Origin of the sequence: Azospirillum brasilense, from assembly GCF_005222205.1 — a bacterium.
GTDB lineage: Bacteria > Pseudomonadota > Alphaproteobacteria > Azospirillales > Azospirillaceae > Azospirillum > Azospirillum brasilense_G.
This window is the reverse complement of sequence record NZ_CP032345.1, coordinates 2,241,129-2,263,283: the sequence shown is the minus strand read 5'-3', so window position 1 is coordinate 2,263,283 and position 22,155 is coordinate 2,241,129. Positions and strand designations below refer to the sequence as shown.

Below are 22,155 nucleotides of genomic sequence, written 5' to 3'. Positions count from 1 at the left end.
TGCCGAGGCCGTGGTCACCGTCGCCGCTGTCAGGATCATGCTGCACCGCCTCGTTCATCCAGACCACAGGCGGCTTCCTTCGCCAGCCGGGGAGCAACCGGCGATCAGGCCCTGCATGGCAATGGCGTCGTCGCGGGCGCCCAGGCCCGGCTTCTGCAGGACGACCATCAGACCGCCCCTGATCTGGAACAGCTCCTTGGTGAGGCGCTGTCCGTCCTGCCAGCTCCAGTCGGTGTCGATCGCGGTGATCTTGCCCGGCGCCGCGGCGGCGACGTGGCTGAACATCGCCAGCAAGATGTCGAAGTGGGTGATGGAGGCCCCCAGGTCAGGCCCCATTCATGGCACATCGTCGAACAGGGCCGCGGCCACCGGAGTCGCGGTCGGAGAAGGCCTTGCGGGCGGCGTTCAGGATGTTGTTGTTCGAACTCAACGGAGCTTGGTTTGCCCGGAACGATTGTCCCGCCGAACGCGGACTTCGGACACCCCTCGTCCCCAGGCTACAACGACCCCGCCCACCCCATCGAGGGTCCTCCCGTACGAAACACCGCACCGCCCGCACCGTAGGACACGCCGAAGAACCGTGCCCCATTCCCGAAAGGACCGCTGCAGAGCAATCCAGTGCCTTTGCGGCGGTCGAAATGGGGCGAAAGCCGCGGCGAGCCCGTCTCCAAACGGAACCACCCGGCAACGGCCCCTATGTGTGGCCCGACATGGGAGGGCTGGCGGCAGGGATGCCCGTCACCGCACCAGCGTCGCGGCCGGTCGAACAAAGCTCTTGCGGCCGCGCTTGAATCCCATGAGCGGCGTGGCTATTCCGCCGAAGGCGTCGGCCTCGTCATCGGCGTCGAGCACGACCATGTCCGCCTGCCCGCCGACCGCGATGCCATAGTCCGCGATCCGCATCAGCCGGGCGGCCCCGGTGGAGATCATGCCGAGGCAGTCGCCGAAGCGTTCAGGCCCCAGATGCATGAGGTTCGCGTAGAGATTGCCCATCCGGATCAGCGAGCCATCGCCAAAGGGCGTGAAGGGATTCAGGACATTGTTGGTCGCGACCGAGACGGTGACGCCCCCTTCCGCCAGCCGATGAACCGGCGCCACCCCGCGCGGGGCCCGGTGGTTGGCATCGCGCCCGTTGAGGTAGAGATCCGTCGCGGGCAAGGCCGTCACCCCCACGCCGGCGCCGGCCAGGAGCGCGGTCATCCGCTCCAGCGCGGCATCATCGATGGCCGCGAGCTTGGTGGCATGGCCGACGGCGACCCGCCCCTGCCAGCCCGCCGCCATCGTCCTCCGGCAAATCTCCTCGAGATGGGACCAGCTGGGATCGAGATCGAAGTCCAGATGGAAATCGAGATCGACGTCGTGCGCCACCGCCAGGGCGAAGATCCGTTCCATCTGCAGGGACGGATCGGCGTCGGTGTAGGGACAGCCGCCCAGAAGATCGGCCCCCTCCGCCAGGGCCTGGATCAGCAACCGCTCGACCGCCGGATCATGGGTCATTCCCTCCTGCGGGAAGACGCAGATCGACAGATCGATGGCGAAGGCGTAATCCCGCTTGAGCCGCTTCATGGCCTCGAAACTGCGCAGACCGACCAGCGGATCGAGTTCCACATGGGCCCGCATGTGCATGGTGCCCTGCGTGATCGCCCGCTCCAGGGTGCGGGCGCCGCGATCGTAGACATCCTCGATCGTGAAATCCCTTTTCAGGCGGGACACCGCGGCGATTGCCCCCTTGAGTCCGCCGCCGGCATCGCGACACCGGCAGAGCAGGCAGGATTTGTCGAGATGGATGTGCGTATCGACCAGCCCTGGCAGGACGAGACGCCCGCCAGCGTCCTCTTCGACGACGGCGGTACCGGCCAAGGCAGGGCCGATGGCGGCGATCCTCCCTTGCCTGACCGCGATGTCCTGCAGGCCTTGCCCTCCCCACAGGCGGGCGTTGCGCACGAGAAGGTCGAAATTCTGGTTCTGCGGCATTTCAGATCCGGCGTGACATTTGCATGCATAAACCGTATGCACTTTCGATGCCATCATGACCACACTTGCGGAGTTCCCAATGAGTGAGATGACCGAACGCGACCTGCAGGCCGTGAAGGATTATCTGGACGCCTCCATGGCCCCCGATCCCGTGCGCGCGGCGAAGCATGTGGCCCCGGGGTTCATCTGCCGCTTCACCGGGCATCGCGTGTTCGATACGCCGAGCGGGCCGACCGGCTTCAACGCCGCCCGCTACAAGTGGGTGAAGAAGCGGATCGAGCGCTATGACGTGGTGCCGGGCGAGACGGAAACCATCGTCTACAGCCTCGGCTACCTGTACGGCGCCTGGCCGGACGGCACGCCCTTCGACAACAACCGCTATGTCGACCGCTTCGTGGTGCGGGACGGGCTGATCGTCGAAACCGATGTCTGGAACGACAGCGCCGAGTGGATTCTCGACCCCTCCTGCGCGCGCTGACCAAAATGCCTGGCGCCCTCACTCGGTGTAGGGCGCCAGGATATCCATGAGGTCCCGGCTCCTGGCGCCCGAGCTTTGCAGCAGCGCGCGGGACGCCACGGCCTCCAGATGCTCATCCATGAGGGCGCAGGCCTTGTCGGCGGGGCCAGTCCGGATCGCCTCGATCAGTTCCAGATGCTCATTCACCGCGCATTCGGACGAATGGGGCCGGCTGAAAACCGCCAGAGACAATCCCGCGCGGTAGCAGATCTCCGTCACGTAGCGGATCAGGACGGGCTTGCCGGTCATTTCCGCCAGCCGGACATGGAATTCCGTCGCCAGGCGGATCGAAATCCCCTCGGCGCCATGCCGGGCCTGATGTTCGGCGTCGACAATGGCCCTCAACTGCTTCACCTGGGCCTCGGTCAGCTTGCCGGCCAGATGCCGGACGACCTGACGCTCAAGATCGACCCGGATGTCGAAGATGTCCCGTGCATCCTCGAAGGACGGCACGGCGACCACGGCGATGCGGTTCCGGCGCAGATCGACGAGGCCTTCCGCCGCCAACTGCCCGAGCGCGCTGCGGGCGATGGTCCGGCTGACGCCGAAGCGTTCGCCCAGCGAATCCTCCGGCAGCCGGTCTCCGGGCGACAGCGCACGCTCGATGATCGCGCGCCGCAAGGCCGTGCAGATCACCGCGACACGGTCGCCCCCGGTTTTCCTCGAACGTTTTTCCTCGGCCATCACCGCCCTCTCCCACTCCGCTCTGCATAAGGGAGGTCAGGCGGGAATTCAACTCGCCAAGTGCCGCATTTGAATGCAACAGCCTCACCACCCTGCACAAATGAAGTGCATGCATTGATTGTACACACTTTTGCTTGCCAAAAGCCTGTCACCCCTGACGTGGAGTGCGACCGATCCCGGAAGTTGGCGCACCTGTTGCATACAGTTGATCAGTCCGTCACGAGGTGCGCCGCATGTCCCCATCCCAAGCCATCCAGCAAGGCCGCTCTTCCATCGCCGTCGAGCTTTCGCAGGCCGCCGTTTCGTTCGGCAAGCCGGGCAAGGCCGTTCCAGCCCTGCAGGAGACGAACCTTCGGATCGCCGATGGCGAATTTGTCGCCCTGGTCGGCCCGTCGGGCTGCGGGAAGTCGACGATCCTGCGGCTGACCGCCGGCCTGTTGCAGCCGACCCGGGGGGCCGTCCTCGTCGGCGGGCGCGAGGTGGCGGCCAAGGCCCTGCGCATCGGCATGGCCTTCCAGAATCCGACCATGCTGCCCTGGCTCACCATCGAGCGGAACGTCATGCTGCCGCTGAAGATCGTGCGGCCCTTCCGCTCCGACTACCGCGCCAAGCGCAAGACGGAGTATCGCGACCGTGTGCACGCCCTGCTGGCCGATGTCGGGCTCGACAAGTTCGCCGGCCATTACCCCTGGCAGCTGTCGGGCGGGATGCTGCAGCGCGCGAACCTCTGCCGCGCCCTCATCCATGAACCGAGCCTGCTGCTGCTCGACGAGCCGTTCGGCGCGCTCGACCAGTTCACGCGCGAGGAGCTGTGGGGGACGATGCAATCCCTGTGGCTGAAGCGCAAACCCACCGTCCTGCTCATCACCCACGACCTGAAGGAAGCGGGGTTCCTCGCCTCGCGCGTCTGCGTGATGAGCGCCCGCCCCGGCCGCATCATCAACGACAGCGCCGTCGACTTCCCCCGCCCGCGCACGATCCAGATGACCTTCGACGCCGACTTCGTCGCCCTCAACCAGCGCCTGCGCGACCTCATCATCGACGCGCGCACCGACACCGCCATCCGCGGAGCCTGAGCCATGAGCTACGAACTGCGCCGTCGCCTTTGGGCGGCCATCCTCATCCTCGGCTTCTTCGCGGCCTGGGAATTCCTCTGCCTCGCCCTTCAGGTTTCCGACCTGGTCCTCCCCCGCCCGACCCAGGTCTTCGCGACGCTGGTCGACCGCCTCGGCATTCTCTGGCCGCATGTGCTTCAGACCCTCTGGACCACGATGATCGGCTTCGTCCTGGGCGTCACCGTCGGGGTGGTCATCGGGGCGGCCATCGGCGTCTCCCGCACCGCCTACGACACGGTCTATCCCCTGCTGATCGGCTTCTCCTCGATCCCCAAGGTCGCCGTGGTCCCGATCTTCGTGCTGTGGTTCGGATCGGGCGCGACGCCGGCCATCCTCACCGCGCTCGCGATGTGCTTCTTCCCGATCGTCGTCAACATCGCGACCGGCCTCGCCACCACCGAGCCGGAACTGGAGGACGTCCTCAAGTCGCTCGGCGCCAGCAAGCTCGACATCCTCTGGAACGTCGGGCTGCCCCGCACCATGCCCTTCTTCTTCGCCTCGCTGAAGATCGCCGTCACCTTCGCCTTCGTCGGCAGCGTGCTGTCCGAAACCGTCGCCTCCAACAAGGGCATCGGCAACGTGATGATGACGGCCTCCTCGAACTTCGACGTGCCGCTGGTCTTCGCCGGCCTCTTCCTGCTCGCCGCCCTCGGCATCCTGCTCTACGTCGCCTTCTCGCTGGTCGAGGCGCGCGTCACCGGCTGGGCCACCCGCCGCCAGGGCTTTGCTGCCGCCTGAACCTTCACCCCGAAACGGAGCCTCCCATGTTGAAAAAGCTTCTCTCGACGCTTGCGCTCGGTCTTTGTCTGACCGGACCGGGTCTGAGCGGGCCGGCGTTGGCCGAAACCAACATCAAGTTCACGCTCGGCTGGAAGACCCAGGGCTCCGACGCTCCCTTCCTGCTGGCGCAGCAGAAGGGCTACTTCAAGGCCGAAGGGCTGAACGTCACCATCGACCAGGGCGAAGGCTCGGCGGCCACGGTGACCCGCATCATGTCGGGTGCCTACGACGCCGGCTTCGGCGACATCAACGCGATCATCCAGAACGCGGCGACCCGCCCCGGCGAGGTGCCGATCATGGTCTATCAGCTCTGGAACAAGCCGCCCTTCGCGATCGTGTCGAAGAAGACGACCAACATCACCAAGCCCGCCGATCTCGTCGGCAAGAAGCTGGGCGGCGCCCAGGGCACCCCGACCACCCGCCTCGTCACCGTGCTCGGCACGCTCAACAAGGTCGATATGACCAAGGTCGCCATCGAGAACATGGGGCCGAACCTGCAGGAGCCGATGCTGATCAAGGGCGATATCGACGGCGCCCTGGTCTTCAACATCACCAGCTGGTTCAACCTGATCAACAACCGCCAGGACCCCGCCAAGGACTACAACTGGCTGCTGTTCGGCGAATTCGGCCTCGACCTCTATTCCAACGGCATGATGGTCTCCCAGAAGCTGATCAAGGAGAACCCGGACGCCGTTGCCGGCCTCGTCCGTGCGGTCAACAAGGCGGCGGTGGAGATCGGCGTGGATGCCGAGGCCGGCGTGAAGGCGGTCCTTGCCTACGACAATCTGGCCAAGGAGGAGCTTGAACGGGCCCGCATGAAGTTCTCCTACGAGCAGCTCATCCTGTCTCCCGAAGTCGACCGGCTCGGCCTTGGCGACGTGGACGACGCGCGCCTCGCCCGCTCGATCGGCATCATGGTCGAAGGCTACCAGCTGACCGCCACGCCCAAGCCGGAACAGGTCTTCACCCGCCAGTTCCTGCCGCCGGCGGCCGACCGCAAGCTCGCCTACAAGGCCGACTGACCGCGGGCAGCAAGGCCCGGCCGGAACAGCGGCCGGGCTTCATGCGCCGCGCTTCACGCATGGGGAGGAACGATGAACGTCGCCCGGCCGGGAATGGTCACCAGCCCGCACCCCCTGGCGTCCGAGGCCGGGGCCGCCGTCCTGGCGAGGGGCGGCACCGCCATCGAGGCGGCGGTCGCCATCGCCGCCAGCCTGTCCGTCGTCATGCCGCATTTCTGCGGGATCGGCGGCGACGCCATCTGGCTGGTGGCGGACCGGCAGGGTCGGCAACGCTGCTTCCTCGGCATCGGGCAGGCGGCGGGCCGGCTTCCCGCCCATGACGCCGCGATCCCCCTGCGTGGCCCCGCCTCGACCATCACCTCGGCCTGCGCGGTCGACAGTTGGGACCGTGCGCTCGCCTACAGCGCCGCTCAATGGGGCGGCACCCAACCCTTCGCCGACCTCGTCGCCCCCGCCATCGCCCTGGCCCGGGACGGCTACATCCCCGCCCGCTCGCAGCATTTCTGGTTCGATTTCCGGCGCGACGAGATCCCGCACTGGGGACGCTTCGCGGAACATTTCAGCGCCGTCCCCGGCGAACCCTTCACGCAGCCCGGTCTTGCCCGCAGCCTTTCCCTGCTGGCCGAGGACGGCTGCCGGTCCTTCTATGACGGGCGGCTCGGACGGCAACTGGCCGAGGGATTGGCCGACGCGGGCTCTCCCCTCCGTGCCGCGGATCTGGCAGCGACCCGGACGCGGGAAGAGGCCCCGGTCAGCCTGGACTACCGCGGGCTGACCCTGCTGGCCCCGCCCGCGCCGACGCAGGGCCTTTCCACATTGGCGATCATGGGCATCCTCGGCCACTTCGACCTGGCGGCCCTGCCCCCCTCCAGCCCGCTCCGCTACCACCTGCTGGTCGAGGCGGTGAAGCAGGCCTTCCTGGATCGACAACTCATCGCCGATCCCGACGGCTCCGCGCCACCGCCCTGGGACGTCCTCGACCCGCGGCGTCTGGCCGACAAGGCCTCCGCCATCGAACCGGGACGCGCCCTGGCTTGGCCCCATCCCTACCGCCACGGCGACACGGTCTTCTTCGCCGCAACCGACGAGCAGGGGCGCTGCGCGAGCGTTCTGCAGAGCACCTATTTCGATTGGGGCAGCGGTGTGCTGGTCGGCGACACCGGGGTCCTCTGGCAGAACCGCGGCGCGGCCTTCTCGACCGTTCCCGGCGACCGCAACGCGATCAAGCCCGGCAAGCGGCCCTTCTACACCCTGAACCCCGGCATCGCCCTCAAGAACGGGAAGCCCCACCTCCTCTACGGCACCCAGGGCGCGGACGGCCAGCCGCAGACGCTTTCCGTTCTGCTCACCGGTCTGATCGATTACGGCATGACGCCCGAGGAGGCGCTCGCCCAGCCCCGCTTCCTGCTGGGACGGACGTTCTCCGACAGCCGTGACAGTCTCAAGATCGAGGCGTCCCTGGGCGAGGCCGCGATTGGGAGGCTTGCCGCCCTGGGGCATGAGGTGGCGCCCCTGCCGGCCCTGTCGCCGATCTTCGGTCAGGCCGGGGCCATCCGCCTCACCGATGCGGGGACCGTTTCAGGCGCCCACGACCCACGCGGCGAAGGCGAGGCGCTTCGATCCATCGATCCGCCGCGGACGTGACCATCGGGATTCCCGTCGTTACGGTTCCCCCGTCTCGCATGACTGGCGTGGCGGGGCGGCGTGATCCGCATCAAACAGGGGGGAATGGTTCGATCCGGCGAACGCGCGGGAAATCGGCAGCCCGTGCCGGTACGGGGACGTCAACAACCTGACGACCGGGCGGTCGACCTCGAAGCTGGCGCAGGCCAATTGCGGGCACACCGGGGTTGCCGAGGTGGAGCGGTTCAAAGGAGGCCTGCCATCCGTCGTGGTCTTCAGCCAGCCGGCGTGAAGACCGGGGCGAGAGCTGATGTGATGGGTGGCCGCCTTGCCATTACATCAGCTCACTCGACGACGATCGCCAGGGGCGGGCTGTTGCGCGGATGTACGGACCGAACCCATCGGCGGGCACCGATCACCAGCGTCGATGAACGGCCGCCTCGGGACCCATGTCCGGCAGGCGGACCTCACCATGGCCTGGAAACGCCGTTTTCGGCCATGCCGCGTTCCCCCATCCCGGCAGTTTGCTCACTTTCGTGCGGTGACCCGTTCAGAGGCGAGCCCGACGCTCCACCGGGGATTCGGCGTCCGCCGGTGGGGGAAGGGGCGGCCTGTCTCACGGGCGGGCGACCTCCGGGGGTGCGGAGGCCGCCCAACCGGCCGGTCAGGCGAACCAGCGCGCGACATCCCCGGTCTGGCCCTGGATGGTGACGCTGCTGCCGGGCCGCAGGTCGAGCACCGTGCTGCCGCCGACGACCCGCGCCGAGGCGATCACGCCGGCGAGGCTGATCGAACTGTCGGTCAGGGCCAGCCGGTCGGTGCCCGCGGTGAAGTCCATCACCACCGATCCACCGCCCCCGGTGCCGAGCGCGAAGAGGTCGCTTCCGGCTCCGCCCCACACGGTGTCGGCACCCTCGATGAGGAAGATCACGTCGTTGCCCGCCCCGCCGTCGATCAGGTCCGCACCGGCCCCGCCGAAGAGGGTGTCGTTGCCGGCCCCGCCGAGCAGCGTGTCGTCACCCGCCCCGCCGTCCGTGATGTCGTTTCCGGCATCCAGCGACAGCAGGTCCGCACCGGCCCCGCCAAAGAGGGTGTCGTTGCCATCGCCGCCGAAAAGGGTATCGCTGCCGTCGCCGCCGTCCACAATGTCGTTTCCGGCCTCCATCGACAGAATATCGTCGCCCTCTTGGCCAAAGGCGATGTCGTTGCCGTCGCCGCCGAAGACGGTGTCGTTGCCGGCCTCGCCGAACAGCAGGTCATTGCCGGCTCCGCCGGACAGGATGTCTCGGCCATCACCGCCGATCACCCAGTCCTCGCCGTCCTCGCCGAACAGCATGTCGTCACCGGTGCCGCCGAACACATAGTCGTTGCCGGTGCCGCCGCCGACCGTGTCGTTGCCGGTGCCGCCGATCACGGTGTCGTTGTCATCCCCGCCGTGCACCAGATCGTCGCCGTCGTCGCCGGACAAAAGGTCGTTGCCGGTGGTGGAGGCGATGGTGTCGTTGCCGCCGCCGCCCGACAGCGTGTCGTCGCCGGGCCCCATGCGCATGAACTGGGCGCTGGAGTCGCCGTAGGCCGCGTTGTTGCCGGCACCGCCGCCGATCCGCGCCTCGCCCAGGACCACCGCGATGCTGACGTTGTCGAGGTTGACCTCGGTGCTGCCCGCGGCCTGCCGGGTGTCCAGCACGACCGCTGCGACACCGTCGCCCTGGTCCGCCGTGCCGCGGATGGTCACCGGACCGGTGGTCGCGCCGCCCGAACTGGCGGTCACCACGATCTGCCGCACCGTGACCGGCGTCGCCGAGCCGAGAGCGGTGGTGGCCGCCGGCATCCGGGAGGCGAGTTCCTGCAACGCGGCCTTTTCGGTCTCGTCAGCGCTGGCGGCGAGCGTCAGCAGGCTGGCGCCGAGCGTCTGGCCGGCCGCCGCGCTGCTCTGCTGCGTCGCCGGGCCGCTGGCAACCAACCGGGTGCCCGCCGACACGCTGGCCGTCAGCATGGGCTCGCCGTCGTCCTCGGTCTGGTCGGTCAGCACCACCTCGGCGAACGCACCGGCCTGCTCCGACACCGCCTCGACGTCCACCCGCTCGTTGCCGCCGCTGTCCACACTGCTTTCGTTGGTGACGTTGGTGCCGGAACCGGTCTCCACCGTGCGGAAGCGCTGGGTCACGTCGAGCGGAGCGGAGCGGTGCCCATCGGCGTCCACCGCCACCAGGATGAGGTCGGTCAGCGCGTTGCTCGGCAGCGGCACGTCGATCGTAAAGGCCGTCTCCCCCGCTCCGAGCTGGACCGAGGTCAGCAGCGTGTCCTCCGGATCGAGGACGCCGTCGTTGTCCAGGTCGCGCCACGCCTCCACCTTCGAGCCGGCGTCCGCGGTGCCGGTGAGCCGGGCCGTGGGGTCGCCGGTGGTGCGGTCGTCGCGGGTGGCCGTGGCGAGCGCGATGGACGGCGGATCGTCGTCGGCGTTGCTCAGCGCCACGTCCGCCGGATCGAGCCCGGCGTAGCGGCTGTCGGTGCTGGTGATCGCGCCAAGCACGAGGCTGTAGGCCTGCGCGCCATCGTTCACGCCGTCGTCCAGGCCGGTGACCGTGACCGTCTGCGGGGTGTCCCAATTGGCCGCGGTGAAGGTCAGGCTGCCGACCGAGATCTGCGCCTCGCCGGGCCTTGAGACCGACAGCGGAATGGTCACGTCGCCGCGCGGCCGGGTCGCCAGGACGACGGCGACGGTGACGGCGCCGCCGGCCTCGCTGGTCACCGTTCCGGACGGGGTGGCGATGACGCCCGCCGCGCCCAGCGTGTCGATGGAGAAGGCGGGGGAGGACGCCGTGGCCGCCGGCGCGTTGCCCGCCGCGTCGGTCCAGCCGGTGCCGAGCGTGACGGTGCGGCCCGTCGCCTCAACGTCCAGGTTCGGCGTCAGGGTGGCGGTGTAGACCAGCCCGTTGGAGCCCGCCTGGACCGTCAGGTTGGACAGGGTGGCGTCGCTCACCGACAGGTCGTCGAGCGCGAAGCCGACCGGAGCCTCGGTGAAGGTGATGGTGAGGGTCGCGGCCCCCGTCTCGTCCAGGCTGGTGTCGCTCAGCGTCAGGGTGGCGGACGGGGCGCCGGTGTCCACCGTGACGGTGAAGGGCGACGAGGCCGTGGACACGTTGCCCGCGGCGTCGGTGGCTGTGGCGGTGAAGCTGTGCGTGCCCGCCGGCAGAACCGAGCCGGTGTAGTCGAAGGTCCAGGCGCCGGACCCGTTGGCGTTCGCCGTGCCGATGGAGTTCCCTCCCAGCTTGACGGTCACCAGGGCGTTGGCCTCCGCCGTGCCGCTCAGCACCAGTGTGGTGTCGTTGGTCAGGTGGTCGCTGGACGAGCTTCCGGTGTCGCTGGAGAAGCCGGTGATGGCCGGCGCGGCGGGCGGCGCGTTGTCCACCGTGGCGTTGGTCGTGTCCGCCCGCGTGGTGACGTTGCCCGCATTGTCGGTCACGGTGACCGAAACGTTGCGGTTGGCCGCCTCCAGCGAACCGGTGGTGATGGTGTGGGTGGCCGTCCACACGCCGTTGCTGTTGGTCGCCGCGATTGCGGAGCCGCCGCCGAACTGGCTGAAGTCCACCGTCACACCGGCCAGCGTGTCGGTGTTGTTGTCACCGCTCAGCGTGTTGTTCCACGTCATGGTGACGGTGTCGCCAGCCTTGTAGGCGCCGCCTGGGCCCGAACCCCCGGAGATGGAGATCGCCGCGTCCGTCACCGTGGGGGCGACGTTGTCCACACTGGCGTTCGTGCCGTCCGCCCGCGTGGCCGTGTTGCCGGCGTCATCGGTAACGGAAACCGAAACATTGCGGCCCGTGGCATCGATGGAGCCCGCGGTGATCGTGTAGGTCGCGGTCCAGACGCCGTTGCTGTTGGTCGCGGCAACCGCGGAGCCGCCGCCGAACTGGCTGAAGTCCACCGTCACGCCCGCCAGCGTGTCGGTGTTGTTGTCGCCGGCGAGCGTGTTGTCCCAGGTTGCGGTGACCGTGTCGCCGGCCTTGAAGGCGCCGCCGGTGCCGGTCCCGCCGGAGATCGAGATGTTCGCGTCGGTGACGGTGGGGGCGACGTTGTCCAGCGTGGCGTTGGCCGTGTCGGCCCGCGTGGTCGTGTTGCCGGCATCGTCGGTGACGGTCACGGAGACGTTGCGGCCCGTCGCGTCGACGGAACCGCCGGTGATGGTGTAGGTGGCCGTCCACACGCCGTTGCTGTTGGTCGCGGCAACCGCGGAGCCACCGCCGAACTGGCTGAAGTCCACCGTCACGCCGGCCAGCGTGTCGGTGTTGTTGTCGCCGCTCAGCGTGTTGTCCCACGTCATGGTGACGGTGTCGCCGGCCTTGAAGGCGCCGCCGGTTCCGGTCCCGCCGGAGATGGAAATGTTCGCGTCGGTGACGGTGAGGCCGACGTTGTCCACCCTGGCGTTTGTCGTGTCGGTCCCCGTGGCCGTGTTGCCGGCATCGTCCGTCACGGTGATCGAGACGTTGCGGTTGGCGGCGTCGATGGAACCGGCCGTGATCGTGTAGGTCGCCGTCCAGATGTCGCCGGTCTGGGTCGCCGCGACCGCGCTGCCGCCGCCAAAGGCGGAGAAGTCGAACGTCACGCTGGTCAGGGAATCGGTGTTGTTGTCTCCCACCACCGTCCTGTTGTCCCAGGTGGCGGTGACGGTGTCGCCGATCTTGTAGGCCCCGCCGGTGCCGGTGCCGCCGGAGATCGCGATGAAGCTGTCCCTCGCCCACGGCTCCCGGTTGTCCACGACGGCGTTGCTGCTGTCGATGCCGGTCTTCGTGTTGCCGGCGTCGTCGATGGCGGTGACGGACACATTGCGGCCGGTGGCGTCGATGGAACCGCTGGTGATCGTGTGGGTGGCGGTCCAGACGCCGTTGCTGTTGGTCGCAGCAACCGCGGAGCCGCCGCCGAATTGGCTGAAGTCCACCGTTACGCCCGCCAGCGTGTCGGTGTTGCCGTCGGCGGTGCCGTTCCAGACCACCGTGACGGTGTCGCCGATCTTGTAGGCCCCGCCGGTCCCGGTCGCGCCGGAGATCGAAATGTTCGCGTCGGTGACGGTGGGCGCGATGCTGTCCACCGTGGCGTTGCTGGTGTCCGCCGTCGTCTTCGCGTTGCCGGCATCGTCGGTGACGGTCACCGAGACGTTGCGGTTGGTGGCGTCAATGGCGCCGGCGGTGATGGTGTGGGTCGCCGTCCAGACGCCGCCGTTGTTGACGCCGGCCACCGCGCTCCCGCCGCCGAAGGCGGAGAGATCGAACGTCACGCCGGACAGCGTGTCGGTGTTGTTGTCGCCGTTGAGCAGCGTGTCGTCCCAGGTCGCGGTGACGGTGTCGCCGATCTTGAAGGCGCCCCCGGTCCCGGTCGCGCCGGAGATCGACAAGTGGCCGTCGGTCACCGTGGGCGCCACGTTGTCCACCGTGGCGTTGGTCGTGTCGGCCGTCGTCTTCGTGCCGCCACCTGCCAGAGAGGCGGAGACCGAAACGTTGCGGCTCGTGTCGTCGATGGCCCCGGAGGTGATGGTGTAGGTGGCGGTCCAGACGCCGTTGCTGTTGGTCGCCGCGACCGCCGAACCGCCGCCGAACTGGCTGAAGTCCATCGTCACACCGGACACGGTGTCGGTGTTGTTGTCGCCGTCGATCGTGTTGTCCCAGGTCGCGGTGACGGTGTCGCCGATCTTGTAGGCGCCGCCGGTGCCGCTGCCGCCGGAGATCGCGATGTTGCCGTCCGTCACCGTGGGCACGGCGACCTCCAGCGTTGCGTTGGTGGTGTCCGCCGTCGTCTTCACGTTGCCGGCGTTGTCGGTGGCGGTGACCGACACGTTGAGGTTCGCGGTGCCGCCGGGTGCCGACGTGATGGCGTGGGTCGCGGTCCAGACGCCGTTGCTGTTGGTCGCCGCGACCGCGGAGCCGCCGCCGAACTGGCTGAAGTCCACCGTGACGCTGGCCAGCGTGTCGGTGTTGTTGTCGCCGCTAACCGTGTTGTTCCACGTCATCGTAACGGTGTCGCCGATCTTGTAGGCGCCGCCGGTTCCCGTCCCGCCGGAGATGGAAATCGCCGGATCGGTGACCTTGGGCGCCTGATTGTCCAGGATGGCGTTGGCGGCGTCGGCGGTGGTGGTCTTGTTGCCGGCGTTGTCGGTGACGGACACGGACACGTTGCGGTTGGTGGCGTCGATGGAGCCCGCCGTGATGGTGTAGGTGGCGGTCCAGACGCCGTTGCTGTTGGTCGCCGCGACCGCCGAACCACCGCCGAACTGGCTGAAGTCCATCGTCACGCCGGTCAGCGTGTCGGTGTTGTTGTCACCGCCCAGCGTGTTGTCCCATGTCGCCGTGACCGTATCGCCGATCTTGTAGGCGCCGCCGGTGCCGGTACCGCCGGAGATGGCGATGTTGGCCTCCGTCACCGTGGGCGCCACGTTGTCCAGCTTGTGGTTGGCGGTGTCGGTCAGCGTCTTGCTGTTGCCGGCGTTGTCGGTGACCGTGATCGAGACGTTGCGGCCGGTGGTGTCGAAGCTGCCGGCGACGATGGTGTAGGTCGCGGTCCAGACGTCGCCGCTGTTCGTCATGGCAACCGCGGAACCGCCGCCGAACTGGCTGAAATCCGCCGTCACGCCGGCGATCGTGTCGGTGTTGTCGCTTCCGTCGCCGCTGCTGCTGTTGTCCCAGATCGCCGTCACCGTGCTGCCGATGCGCAGCGTGCTGTTCGTGCCGACCAGCGACGCCTGGCCCGCCATGTTGCCCAGCGTCAGCGTGGGCGCCACATTGTCCACCGTGGCGTTGGTGCCGTCGGCTTGCGTGGTGCTGCCCGAGGCCGTGGTCGCGGTGACCGACACATTGCGGTTGGTGGCGTCGATGGCGCCGGCCGCGATGGTGTAGGTCGCGGTCCAGACGCCGTTGCTGTTGGTTGCCGCGACCGCCGAACCACCGCCGAACTGGCTGAAGTCCATCGTCACGCCGGTCAGCGTGTCGGTGTTGTTGTCGCCGCCCAGCGTGTTGTCCCACGTCGCCGTGACCGTATCGCCGATCTTGTAGGCGCCACCGGTGCCGGTGCCGCCGGAGATGGCGATGTTCCCGTCCGTGACGGTCGGGCCGGTCTGGGCGGCCCCCATCCGGATGTCGGCGTAGATGTCGATGTCGGTGACCGAGAAGGTCGTCAGGCTCGGCGCGTTGGTGAAGGTGATGACGACGTCGCTCCCTCCCCCGAAGGTTCCGTTCTTGTCCCAGTCCACCGTCAGCGTCTTGGTGCCGCTGTCGTATTGCAGATGGCTGGAGGTGAGGGCCTTGGCGGCGCCACCGGTCAGCCGGATGACATCGCCGCTTTCCAGCGTCTTGATGACGTCGCCGTTGGGGTCGAGGAAAATGTCGTCCCCGGCGCCGCCGTCGAGCACGTCGGTTCCGGCCTCGCCGTTCAGGGTGTCGTTGCCGGCCCCGCCGTTGAGCGTGTCGTCGCCGTTTCCGCCTTTGAGCGAGTCGGCCTGCGCCGTGCCGGTGAGCACGTCGGACCCGCCGCCGCCATTTATCGTGAGACGGCCCGAGAGCGTCACGGCGGACGCGTCGATTTTCAGCCCCGTGGTGGTGGTCTGGCTGCTGTATCCACCCGTGATGGCAACGGTGAGGGTGTTGTTCGAATCCGTCAGGGTGCTGGGAAGAACCAGCGTGTCGCCAGGCGTCGTGCTGTAGAAGCGGATGATGTCGTTGCCGTCCCCGGTGTCGATGAAATCGCCGGCGCCGAGTTCGGAGCCGCTGGTGTAGCCGATGACGTCGTTCCCGGCTCCGCCGACAATGGAATCGTTTCCGGCCCCGCCAACGATGGTGTCGTTGCCGGCGCCGCCCTCGATCGTGTCGTCGCCATCGCCGGCCTGGATCGTGTCGTTGCCGGCATCGCCGTTGAGTACGTCGTTTCCGGCGCCGCCCACCAGGCTGTCGTTGCCATCACCCCCGTTCAGCGTGTCGTTGCCGACCTCGCCGTTCAGCTTGTCGTCACCCGCACCGCCGTCCAGGCTGTCGTTGCCGTCACCGCCGGAGATGGTGTCGTTGCCGTTACCGCCGTTGATGGTGTCGGCGCCGTCGCCGCCGAGGAGGCTGTCGTTGCCGTCGTTGCCATTGATCACGTCGTTGCCGGCAGTGCCGGTCAGCGTGTCGTTGTTGGCGCCGCCGGTGAGGGTGTCCAGCGCATAGGCATAGCTTTGAACCGCCAGGGAAGAGGCTTCCAGGCTACCGGTCCCGGCTTCCAGGGTCCAGTTCGCCCCGATGGCGAAGCTGCCCGTCCGGTCGGTGGAAGCGGCGACGTCTGCTCCGGTCGCTTCGGCCAAGGCGGCGATGAAGGACGCGCCGCTTCCGCCCGCCACATCGCAGCCGTAGAGCAGCAGGTCGCCCGTTTGCGTCAGGGCGCCGCCGAGCGCGGCCAGCTCGGCGGAGCGGTCCGCCACGGCGGCGGTGTCGAGCAGGAGCGCGCCCAGCCGGACCCGTCCAGCGGCGCCATGGCTCAGCACATGGATGGCGTCATAACCCGACCGCCCCGCCGCCCAAGCCGCCATCTGGGCCAACCCGTCCGCCGAGCCGTCGAGGAGCACGATCTCGATCCCCGCCGCCACGCCCGCCATGAGCGTCTGCCAATCGGCAAGGCCGGTATCGATGAACACGGCCTCCAGGCGCCCGCCGTTGGCGGTGGGATCGGCAGGACGCTGAATCGTCCAGGTGACGGTGGAAGCGATGAGGTTGGTCGTGTCCATGACTGTGCCCTTGCTGTTTCCATCGCTTAGGGCAACCGGCCTATCGCATTCGCGTAAAGATTGTTTTGCAATAGATAGATTGCCGACAAATTTCTATCTATCAGAAGGCCTATTGCGTGTTCAATCGACAGAGCGTTATGTCAAAAATTGAAATATTTTGTCACAACGCCAGGAAGTCCCGTACACCCTGATGGGCGGCTCGGAACAGGGCACGCTCCTGCCCCTACCTCTGGTTAATCGGCGCCGTCGGAGCGCAAAGAAAAGGCCAAGGATGCAAGGCTGGAGCAAACCGGCCGTCGAAACGGCTCGACCCGGTTGCCACGATGTCCCGACCAACGTCCATCGCGGCGCCGGCCCTACCTCGCATTCAGCACCGTCCGGAACCCCAGATGGCTTGCTCCCAGGCCGGCTTCCTGCGGGTGGCGTGACGCCGGCCGGTACCGCTGGCAGAAGTTCTGCGCGCAGAGGAAGGAACCTCCTTTGATCACCCGGCTGGGGACCCCGGGCTGTCGGGGGTCGTAACTGTCCTCTTGCCGGGGACCGGTCGGGTTGACGCCCCCCAGACCGTCATGCCGCGGCCGATACCAATCCGACGTCCATTCCCAGACATTGCCGATCATATCCCGCAGCCCGTAACCATTCGCCGTGAAGCAGCCCACGGGGGCGGTCGCCAGATAGCCGTCGCCCCGCGTGTTCTGGATCGGGAAAAACCCCTGCCACGTGTTGGCCATCGCCACGCCCTGAGGCGTGAACTCGCCGCCCCAAGCGTATGGCGCCCCATCCAGCCCGCCCCGGGCCGCGTGTTCCCACTGCGCCTCGGTGGGGAGTTCCCGACCGAGCCATCGCGCATACGCGACCGCATCGTTGTACGTGACATGCACCACGGGGTGGTTCTCCCGCCCCCTGATGTCGCTGCCGGGGCCTTCCGGATGGCGCCAGTTCGCCTCGGGAACCAGGTGCCACCACGTGTCGCTCCTCCCTGCCTGGGAGGTCGGATCGACGAAGACCACGGAGCCGGCCAGCCGCCGCGCACCGGCGCCGGTTCCGTCCACGAGGCGTTCCGCCTCGGTGGCGTACCCCGTCGCCTCGACGAACCGGCGGAACTGGGCGTTGGTGACTTCGGTCCGGTCCATCCAGAAGCCATCGACGCTCACCCGCGTCACCGGCCCCTCCTCGCGGTAGTGCTCGTCGGAACCAATCCGGGTTTCCCCTCCCGGAATCCACACCATGCCGGGAGGCGCCTTATTCATGGCAGGGGTCGCGGCGGAGCCGTCGCACAGCACGTCCTGCGCGACGTTTGGCATGGCGGGGGCCTGAACAGGCCAAGCGAACATCCCCAGTCCCGTGGCAACACCAAATCCAGCCGTCACAAGCGCCGTGATGAAGACTGCGTTTTTGTTGACCATGAGTCTGTCTTTCCTTGCGGTCGGCCGCATCCCGGTCGTGGCCGGCGGCCGTGCATGCCCGGCCGCCGAGGTCGCATCGCTTACCACTCAAGCTCCTGGTAGTAGCGCGTGCCATTGCTGTACTGAAGCTGGCCGGCGATCTTCTCATCGAAGATCACGCCGTTCTTCTCCCGGTACTCATTCCAGGAGGCCATCATGTCCTTGGCCTTTTCCGGCCGGGCATCGACGAGGTTGCGGGTCTCGCCGGGATCGTCGGCAAGATTGTAGAGTTCCCAGCCGCCGGTTCCCCAGGGCTGGTTCACCCAGACCAGCTTCCAGTCGCCCTTCTTGACGGAGGCACGGCCGAACAGCTCCATACCCAACGCGTAATCCTTCGGGTGGGCGCGATCGGACCGCCCGTTCAGGTAGGGCCAGAGGGAGGTTCCCTGCATGGGATGGACGGCGCGCCCCTTGTGGCTGCTTCCGGGGTGCTTGACCCCGGCGGCCTCGAGAAAGGTCGGCGCCAGATCCATCACCGAGGCGATCTGGCCGTCGATCTTTCCGCGATGCGCCAGCTTGGGGTACGAAATGATGGTCGGCGACCGCACGCCGCCCTCGGTCGGGAACGCCTTGAACAGGCGGAAGGGGGCGGCGCTCACATGGCCCCAGCCCGGCCCATAGCCGACGTAGGAACCCGGCCGTCCGATGTTGTCCAGGCTGTTGTCGAAGGTCTCCTCGACCCACGCGGCGGGGACGAGGTCGAGAATGTCGTTCCCCTCGGCGCCATTGTCGGACAGGAAGACGATGATGGTGTTGTCGAACTCGCCGATCTCCTTCAGGTAGGACACCAGCCGGCCGACGTTCTGGTCCAGGGCATCGACCATGGCCGCGTAAACCGCCATCCGGCGCGCTTCGACATCCTTCTGCTGCTGGGAAAGCTGCTCCCATTTCGGCCAGTGCGCGGGCGGCTCGGACGGCGTCATGGTGGCCGGAATCAGCCCTGCCGCCTGCATGCGCTTGAAGCGCTCGTTCCGGATGACCTCGTATCCCGCCTTGTAGGTGTCCTTGTACTTCTCGATGAGGTGGTCGGGCGCCTGCAGGGGGAAGTGCGGCGCCGTGTAGGCCGCATAGGCAAAGAAGGGTTTCCCATCGGCCTTGTTGCTGCCGATGTATTCGATGACCTTGTCCGTGTAGAAATTCGTCGTGTAGTCGATCTTCGGCAGTTCGACCGGCTTGCCGTTCTCGCGGTAGCGCGCCTTCGTCGTGCCCTTGCCGTCGGGCGGCGGCGCGTTGCCGGTCTGGTCGAAGAACCCCGCCCCGCCCTGGAGCATGGCGTAGGACTGATCGAAGCCGCGCGCCGGAGGGCTGAGCTCTTCCGTCATGCCCAGGTGCCATTTCCCGGCCATGTAGGTGTGGTAGCCCGCGTCGCGCAGCAGTTCCGGGAACGGCACGACGTTGGTGCCGAGGGTGCCCTCGTAGCCCGCCTTTCCTTTCTGCTCGGGCGTCGGCAGTTCCGCCATCGTCCCCAGCCCGGCCACATGATTGTCGGTGCCGGCCATCAGCATGGCCCGCGTCGGCGAGCAGGCCGGCGACACATGGAAGTTGGTCAGTTGGAGACCGGAGCGCGCCAGGGCGTCGAGATTGGGCGTCTGGATCTCGCCGCCGAACGCACCGATGTCCGAATAGCCCAGATCGTCGGCAAGGATCAGCAGGATGTTGGGACGCTTGTCGCCCCCCGACGGGCCGGCACCCGTCCGGACGTCCGCCGCCATGGATGGGCAGGCCAGAACGGCGCTGGCGGTCACCGCCACGATGGCTCCCAGCGCCAGCCTCGCCCGGAATGATGCCCGGAATGATGCGGATCTGCGCATTGCCTCTTCCCCCCTCTTTCTGATTTCAAAGTCCGCCTTTGCAGGCCGGCCCACGCCAGCCGCAAGGTCGTCAGGCGGCATCACCATGCCGCGTCGGTGTGGATGCGCGTTCGGGAGCCCGCGCGCGGGCCAGCGTGCGCCGCATGGCGAGCACGATCGGGCGCTCGACCATTTTCCCGTCGAGCTGAATGACGCCGTCCGGAGCGTCCTTCCAGGCCGCGACGATCCGCTCGGCGTCGGCGACCTCGTCCGGTGTCGGTGTGTAGGCTTCGTTGATGGTCGGAACCTGGCCCGGATGGATGGCCATCTTCGCGGTGAAGCCCAAAGCCAGGGTGCGTTGCGCCTCGGCGCGGCAGCCCTCGGCATCGCGCACATCGACGAAGGGCATGTCGATGGCCGGGATGCCGGCCCGTGCGGCGGCATGAACGACCCGCGATCGACCGTACAGAAGCCCGTCCCAGGACGCCGGGACACCGAGTTCCGCCGCCAGATCCAAGCCTCCGAACATGACGGCGCTCACCCGGCGGGACGCGGCCGTGATGGCGGCGGCCTGATCGACCCCGCGCAACGTCTCGATCTGGGCCACCAAGCGAAGATCGAGCCCGGCCTCGGTCAGCAACTGGTCGACCCAGCCGACCTCGTCGGGCGAGTCGATCTTGGGGACGACCACGGCGCCACCCGAGGGACGCGCCTCGATGAGGGCAAGCGCGTCGCGCATCCCCGCCACGCTGCGCGGCGTGTTGATGCGTATCACGCGGTCGGGGCCACCGTCGCCTCCATCCGCCAGGAAGCGCATGGCCGCGGCACGGGCATCCTGCTTGTGAGCCGGCGCCACGGCGTCCTCCAGATCCACACAGACCGCGTCGGCGCCGGCGGCGAGCGCCTTGTCGAAGCGGTCGGGCCGCGATGCCGGGACAAACAGCACGCTGCGCCAGCCGAGATCGTCCATCGCGCGTCCCCCTCCTTTGCTTGGCCTGTGCGGCGACCCGGCCGCTGCGGGCGTCCATGCTCCCGGAAAAAAGGCGGAGCCTCCGCCGGGAGGCGATGAGCTGGGAACGGCCGGGTCGGGTTTGGTTTCAGACGCGCTCGCGCGGGGCGAGGACTTCCGGCGCCTTGTGGAAGACGCCGTCCTTCATGATCGCCAGAAGACGCTTCCGGTCCTGCAGGATGGTGACGTCCGCGAGAGGATCGCCATCGACCAGCAGCAGGTCGGCCAGACAGCCTTCCCGGACCATGCCCAACTCGTCGCCCATGCCCATGATCTGCCCGGCATACCGGGTCGCCGCAACCAGCGCCTCCATCGGCGTGAAGCCGAGCATATTCACGAAGATCTCGAGGTCGCGGGCGTTCGTGCCGTGCGGCTGCCACGCGAACCCGTAGTCACCGCCGGGGAGGACCCGGATGCCGCGCTTGTGCATCTTCCTCATGCTGTCGACGGCGATCTCCAACTCGCGTTCGTACTGCTGCGACAGCGGCGACCCGGGGGCGATGCCATACGCGCCCGCTTCCCGCGCCGTAGTGAGCAGCCACGCCAGGCCGGGCGCCACGAAATGCCGGTCCTTCACCGCCTCCGGCATGTCCAGGGCTTCCTCGTCCGCGTAGGAGGCGTGGAAGATGCCATCGATGCCGAACTCGACGCAGAGCTTGACCGATTTGGAGGAGCGCGCGTGCGCGCACAGGGTCTTCCCATGCATCTTGGCTTCGCTTACCGCCACCGCGATCTCTTCGCGCGCCATCGGGGTCACCTCGGCCCCGACGCCGGTGATCTCCTCGCCCGACAGGTTCAGCTTGATGTTGTCGACGCCGTATTTGATGAACTTGCGGACGGCGCGGCGGACCTCCTCCGGCCCGGACACGATCATGCCGAAATTCAGGCCCTCATGCTCGATGTGCGGCGGCGAGGTGTCGCCAAGCCCGCCGGGCGTGGCGATCTCCTGGCCCGCCGCGCGGTACCGCGGTCCGGGGATCTGGCCCGCGTTGATCGCGTTGCGGATCACCACGTCCAGGCGGGGCTTGGCGGCGGCGGCGCCGAAGCCCGCCGTGAAGCCGGCGTCCAGCACCAGCTTGGCCATGTCGGCGGCGAAGAGGACATGCTCTTCCGGCGGCATCTGCTGAATGGCCGCGAGCGTGGGCTGGTTGTTCCACGACAGGTGCAGGTGCGAGTCGATGAGGCCCGGCATCAGCGTGGCGCCGCCGCCGTTCACATGGCGGTGCGCGTCGCGGGAGATCGTCCCTTCCTGTCTGGAAATCTCGGCGATGCGGTTGCCTTGGACCAGCACTTCGCCGGCGAAAGGCTGCTCGCCGGTGCTGTCGAGGACGCGCACGTTGGTGAAGAGAGTCGTTTGCATCGTTTCCTCCTGGTCGATCGGGGATGCCGGTTGGCCGGCTTATTGTCTCGTTCGTGCTGCGGATGGCTTTGCCGGGACCGTGGCTCCGCCCTC

13 protein-coding genes are annotated in these 22,155 nt (G+C 67.8%); 5 read left to right on the top strand and 8 right to left on the bottom strand.

All coding sequences use genetic code 11. From position 1 onward, the window contains the following. Nucleotides 1–54 precede the first annotated feature (54 nt). Both D3869_RS10905 and D3869_RS10900 read right to left on the bottom strand, forming a co-directional pair. Nucleotides 55–336 carry a hypothetical protein gene (locus tag D3869_RS10905; protein ID WP_247895623.1) on the bottom strand — a complete coding sequence of 94 codons (282 nt, stop codon included), beginning with the start codon at nucleotides 334–336 and terminating at the stop codon, nucleotides 55–57. Nucleotides 337–738: 402 nt separating this feature from the next. After that, on the bottom strand, nucleotides 739–1,974 hold the full coding sequence (locus tag D3869_RS10900; protein ID WP_137140064.1) for an amidohydrolase family protein: 1,236 nt from the start codon (nucleotides 1,972–1,974) through the stop codon (nucleotides 739–741). Nucleotides 1,975–2,053: 79 nt separating this feature from the next. Here D3869_RS10900 and D3869_RS10895 point away from each other — a divergent pair, with 79 nt between their 5' ends. Beyond that, a complete protein-coding gene (locus tag D3869_RS10895) occupies nucleotides 2,054–2,452 on the top strand; it encodes a membrane protein (protein WP_014198525.1) in 399 nt (132 codons plus the stop codon). 18 nt (nucleotides 2,453–2,470) lie between these two features. On the opposite strand, the gene D3869_RS10890 is transcribed toward D3869_RS10895, so the two are convergent. After that, the gene (locus D3869_RS10890; protein WP_137140063.1) at nucleotides 2,471–3,175 is read right to left on the bottom strand and encodes a GntR family transcriptional regulator; all 705 of its coding nucleotides are present in this window, start codon (nucleotides 3,173–3,175) and stop codon (nucleotides 2,471–2,473) included. 233 nt (nucleotides 3,176–3,408) lie between these two features. On the opposite strand from D3869_RS10890, the gene D3869_RS10885 reads away from it, so the two are divergent. The 4 genes from D3869_RS10885 (at nucleotide 3,409) to D3869_RS10870 (ending at nucleotide 7,736) form a co-directional block, all read left to right on the top strand. Beyond that, nucleotides 3,409–4,251, top strand: coding sequence for an ABC transporter ATP-binding protein (locus D3869_RS10885; protein WP_137140062.1), 843 nt, complete (start codon nucleotides 3,409–3,411; stop codon nucleotides 4,249–4,251). 3 nt (nucleotides 4,252–4,254) lie between these two features. Further along, the gene (locus D3869_RS10880; RefSeq protein WP_137140061.1) at nucleotides 4,255–5,028 is read left to right on the top strand and encodes an ABC transporter permease; all 774 of its coding nucleotides are present in this window, start codon (nucleotides 4,255–4,257) and stop codon (nucleotides 5,026–5,028) included. 26 nt (nucleotides 5,029–5,054) lie between these two features. Next, nucleotides 5,055–6,092 carry an ABC transporter substrate-binding protein gene (locus D3869_RS10875; RefSeq protein WP_137140060.1) on the top strand — a complete coding sequence of 346 codons (1,038 nt, stop codon included), beginning with the start codon at nucleotides 5,055–5,057 and terminating at the stop codon, nucleotides 6,090–6,092. A gap of 72 nt (nucleotides 6,093–6,164) precedes the next feature. Next, on the top strand, nucleotides 6,165–7,736 hold the full coding sequence (locus D3869_RS10870) for a gamma-glutamyltransferase family protein (protein WP_137140059.1): 1,572 nt from the start codon (nucleotides 6,165–6,167) through the stop codon (nucleotides 7,734–7,736). 643 nt (nucleotides 7,737–8,379) lie between these two features. Here the strand turns inward: D3869_RS10870 and D3869_RS10860 are convergent. The 5 genes from D3869_RS10860 to D3869_RS10840 form a co-directional block, all read right to left on the bottom strand. Next, complete coding sequence (locus tag D3869_RS10860) at nucleotides 8,380–16,458, bottom strand: DUF4347 domain-containing protein (protein WP_137140058.1); 8,079 nt, start codon at nucleotides 16,456–16,458, stop codon at nucleotides 8,380–8,382. A 356-nt stretch (nucleotides 16,459–16,814) separates the two neighbouring features. Continuing rightward, nucleotides 16,815–17,864, bottom strand: a complete 1,050-nt coding sequence (locus tag D3869_RS10855; RefSeq protein ID WP_137140057.1) for a formylglycine-generating enzyme family protein — start codon at nucleotides 17,862–17,864, stop codon at nucleotides 16,815–16,817. A gap of 80 nt (nucleotides 17,865–17,944) precedes the next feature. Beyond that, nucleotides 17,945–19,654: an arylsulfatase gene (locus D3869_RS10850; RefSeq protein ID WP_247895622.1), complete on the bottom strand. Its 1,710-nt coding sequence runs from the start codon at nucleotides 19,652–19,654 to the stop codon at nucleotides 17,945–17,947. 130 nt (nucleotides 19,655–19,784) lie between these two features. Further along, entirely contained in the window at nucleotides 19,785–20,663 is an 879-nt protein-coding gene (locus D3869_RS10845; protein WP_137140055.1) for an HpcH/HpaI aldolase/citrate lyase family protein, read from the bottom strand. 127 nt (nucleotides 20,664–20,790) lie between these two features. Further along, nucleotides 20,791–22,062 (bottom strand): metal-dependent hydrolase family protein, encoded by a 1,272-nt coding sequence (locus tag D3869_RS10840; RefSeq protein WP_137140054.1) that lies wholly within the window; start codon nucleotides 22,060–22,062, stop codon nucleotides 20,791–20,793. Nucleotides 22,063–22,155: the final 93 nt, after the last annotated feature.

Bases quoted from the DNA above. Each gene is read 5' to 3' on its own strand.
- D3869_RS10905 (WP_247895623.1), bottom strand. From the start codon at position 336: ATGGGGCCTGACCTGGGGGCCTCCATCACCCACTTCGACATCTTGCTG.
- D3869_RS10900 (WP_137140064.1), bottom strand. From the start codon at position 1,974: ATGCCGCAGAACCAGAATTTCGACCTTCTCGTGCGCAACGCCCGCCTG.
- D3869_RS10895 (WP_014198525.1), top strand. From the start codon at position 2,054: ATGAGTGAGATGACCGAACGCGACCTGCAGGCCGTGAAGGATTATCTG.
- D3869_RS10890 (WP_137140063.1), bottom strand. From the start codon at position 3,175: ATGGCCGAGGAAAAACGTTCGAGGAAAACCGGGGGCGACCGTGTCGCG.
- D3869_RS10885 (WP_137140062.1), top strand. From the start codon at position 3,409: ATGTCCCCATCCCAAGCCATCCAGCAAGGCCGCTCTTCCATCGCCGTC.
- D3869_RS10880 (WP_137140061.1), top strand. From the start codon at position 4,255: ATGAGCTACGAACTGCGCCGTCGCCTTTGGGCGGCCATCCTCATCCTC.
- D3869_RS10875 (WP_137140060.1), top strand. From the start codon at position 5,055: ATGTTGAAAAAGCTTCTCTCGACGCTTGCGCTCGGTCTTTGTCTGACC.
- D3869_RS10870 (WP_137140059.1), top strand. From the start codon at position 6,165: ATGAACGTCGCCCGGCCGGGAATGGTCACCAGCCCGCACCCCCTGGCG.
- D3869_RS10860 (WP_137140058.1), bottom strand. From the start codon at position 16,458: ATGGACACGACCAACCTCATCGCTTCCACCGTCACCTGGACGATTCAG.
- D3869_RS10855 (WP_137140057.1), bottom strand. From the start codon at position 17,864: ATGGTCAACAAAAACGCAGTCTTCATCACGGCGCTTGTGACGGCTGGA.
- D3869_RS10845 (WP_137140055.1), bottom strand. From the start codon at position 20,663: ATGGACGATCTCGGCTGGCGCAGCGTGCTGTTTGTCCCGGCATCGCGG.
- D3869_RS10840 (WP_137140054.1), bottom strand. From the start codon at position 22,062: ATGCAAACGACTCTCTTCACCAACGTGCGCGTCCTCGACAGCACCGGC.